The sequence below is a fragment of the Morganella sp. GD04133 genome (assembly GCF_029835375.1).
Taxonomy (GTDB): Bacteria; Pseudomonadota; Gammaproteobacteria; order Enterobacterales; family Enterobacteriaceae; genus Morganella; species Morganella morganii_B.
Genome location: NZ_JAODZS010000077.1, coordinates 1 through 3,288 on the forward strand (window position 1 = coordinate 1; position 3,288 = coordinate 3,288).

Here is a 3,288-nt window from a genome sequence, read left to right on the forward strand (position 1 = left end):
TCTGATATCAATAAGCCCGGCATCGTATATGCCGGGCTTTTTTTATACGCGGTATCAATGATGGATTATGCGCCCGTTCAGCGGTTGTACCGGACGATTATTATCCTGGCCGAGTACCGTTCTGAACTGACTGATTTGTTCCGCAGACGCACTGACCGGCTTCTTCAAAACCAGCCACTGAACATCTTCAGTGCATGGTGGTGTGGTCAGTGAACCACTGAAACGGTAAACATCCTGTTTTCCCGGCAGCAATTTTTTAATATTGACCGGTGTATTCAGAACAGCAGTCTCCCCGGCCGCTGATGGCATGTGTTGCCAGGCATGAGCTAATTGCGGATTACTTTTCCCTTCTTCAAACATCAGCCCCAGAACAGCAAGGGCGCCGTCTTTATCCTGATAAACAAAGTGAGCTTCTAACGGAAACTGTTTACCGTTAATGGTATTTTCAGCCGGTGCATGAAAATGAAATTGTTGTAGTGTGTAAACATCACTGCCCAGTTTCAATAGATTTCCGCTCTCTGTATTAATCTGGATAGTATGACCGTTATTCATCAATTCCTGTTTCCCAGGAATAAAGGAAAATTCAGGTTTACCGGATACCTTTTTCAGAGAGCCCTCTATATTGACAGGTGATTGAGCCTTACCGGTTTCGCACAATAAAAACTCAGGGGAAAGTTTACCCCAGTTATCAGGATTGTCATGGCCCTGATAACTCCAGTGCGCATGATTTTCTGCGGCAATACATGAGAAGCTCATAATAAGCAGGGACGTAGGAAGTATTTTTCTTTTCATCTTTAATATATACACAGTGAGGTAATAAACGATATTGAATAATACCGACCAGAGGCATGTGTTTCTACTGATATAAATTAGTTTGCGTTTTTGTAAAAATGTTTTTTGTTTTTCTGTTTTGTATTTTAATTATTTCTGCTCTGCCCGTTCGGTATTTTATATCTGTAACTGAGTAAGTTGTGTTTTAATATTGCCCCGCGTATCAGAATGTTTCACTGATAAATATAACTATACGTTATTGGCTATTTTGTTAAACAGTCGATTAATGGCGGGATAAGGTTTCATTGTTGCTATTTTATTGGGCTGTTGGTGAATCTTCATTTGGTAATTACCTGATAAGTCATATTTTTGTTTTTCAGGTGTACCCGGTGGTGTTGTATGTCACAAATAAATAACAATTTATTTTTTCGTTAAATCAGGAAGGTGATTTATGTTTGTTTATTGCTGAAAAATAAATATTCCGGGGGCAGAATGCTGAGCCGTTTTAAAATATCAACAAGCATGATGATTATCATCTGTTTGTTCTTTGCACTGCAGGTAACAACGGGTGCCTATCTTTTTAACTATGCGCTGACAGATAAAAAATTCAATGTTGAAATTGATAACGAAACAAAAAAAGCAATAGATTTGGATGAAACACGGGTTTACTTATTGAAAGCCCGATTATCTATCAATATGGCATCCAGAGTTTTTGATAGCGAAGATAAAAATGAGGTTAGCTTAAGGCTGAATAATGCTGTTGAAGAGCTGAAGAAAGCCAAGTCTTTTTGGGATGCATTTGCTGCCCGCGAGTCAGTCATTGATAATAAATATGATTTTGAAAAACTACAGGCCAGCTTTTATGCGTTTTACGATTTCAACGTGAAATCGTATGATTTGCTGAAGAATAACCAGGCCGATGAGTTCCTCAGAATGCCGGTAAACGGTGTCATGCGTGAGTTTGAAAAACTCCACGGGGAGTATCAGGGTTTATACAATGATTATTATGAAAGCAATATAAAGGCATCATCTGAGAAGTATGTCAAAACGATATGGTTACTTGTGGTGATATTTGCGGTTCTGCTGGTGTGCATCGCGATTATCTGGTCGGGTATCCGTAATATTATTATTACACCGTTAAACCGTATTGTTTCAGGTATTCAGTCTGTTGCCAAAGGTGATCTGGTCACGCCGGTGAATGTGACCGGCAGAAACGAAATGGGGATGCTGGGTGATGCATTACGTCATATGCAGCATGAACTGGCGGTCACCGTTGGTGATGTCCGTGATGGTGCTAATGCCATTTACAGCGGTGCCAGTGAGATCTCGGCCGGTAATAATGACCTCTCGTCACGGACCGAACAACAGGCTGCGTCTCTTGAAGAAACCGCCGCCAGTATGGAAGAGCTGACCGCAACCGTGCGCCAGAATGCTGATAATGCCCGTCAGGCCAGTCATCTGGCATTAACCGCCTCTGAGACCGCAGAGCGCGGCGGGAAAGTGGTGGATGATGTTGTGGATACCATGCGCGGCATCGGCGACAGCTCGAAGAAAATTGCCGATATCATCAGTGTGATCGACGGTATCGCCTTCCAGACCAATATTTTGGCGCTGAATGCCGCCGTGGAAGCTGCCCGTGCCGGTGAACAGGGACGCGGGTTTGCGGTTGTCGCCGGTGAGGTGCGTAACCTGGCCCAGCGCAGTGCGCAGGCTGCCCGGGAAATCAAAACCCTGATCGAAGATTCAGTCGGCAGAGTCGATACCGGTGCGGTACTGGTCGAGCGTGCCGGTGAGACGATGAATGAAATTGTCAGCGCCGTCACCCGCGTCACCGATATTATGAGTGAGATAGCGTCCGCCTCGGATGAGCAGAGCCGCGGAATTGATCAGATTGGTGTGGCAGTAACAGAAATGGACAAAGTCACCCAGCAGAATGCCGCGTTAGTCGAGCAATCGGCAGCGGCAGCCGCATCGCTTGCAGAGCAGGCCAGCAGACTGACGCAGTCCGTAGCCGTGTTCCATATCCGCGCCGGTGAACACAGCAGCGGTGTGAAAACGAGTAAAACAGCGCCGGCACAACAGCCGGTATCCAAAACATCTCCGGTTGATAGCGGGGATGACTGGGAAACCTTTTAATAATCCCGGTGCCCTGCCAGCCGGGGCAGCAGTAAAAAATAATGTCGATATAATAATTTTACCCCCTGTTTGCCCATCTGCGATGGGCTTTTTTTTTGATTAATAAAAAAGTCTGATTGTGCGTGTTTTATTAAATGATGGATTAATGACACTCGTACGGTTAATCCGCTTAAATGCCGTCATTTTCGTTATCTTTTTTTATGATGGTGATTGTGCGGAAATAAATAACAATAATAACCCCTGATGGTTGCATATTACGGCGATCCCGGATTATCCCGGTGTCAGCGGATAAAAACAGGTTTCTTTCGCTATTTGTTTATCCCCCTCTTTAGTTTTTTTTTCCGTATACCGATATTTTAGATGTAGCGCAATAACACGTAT

The 3,288-nt window shown here is 44.2% G+C and carries 2 protein-coding genes; one reads left to right on the forward strand and one right to left on the reverse strand.

Going from position 1 to position 3,288, the window contains the following annotated elements; translation table 11 throughout:
- Positions 1-54: 54 nt before the first annotated feature.
- Complete coding sequence (locus N7387_RS21015) at positions 55-792, reverse strand: carbonic anhydrase family protein (protein WP_279800915.1); 738 nt, start codon at positions 790-792, stop codon at positions 55-57.
- 471 nt (positions 793-1,263) lie between these two features.
- On the opposite strand from N7387_RS21015, the gene N7387_RS21020 reads away from it, so the two are divergent.
- Entirely contained in the window at positions 1,264-2,907 is a 1,644-nt protein-coding gene (locus N7387_RS21020) for a methyl-accepting chemotaxis protein (RefSeq protein WP_279800916.1), read from the forward strand.
- The last annotated feature ends 381 nt before the right edge of the window (positions 2,908-3,288 follow it).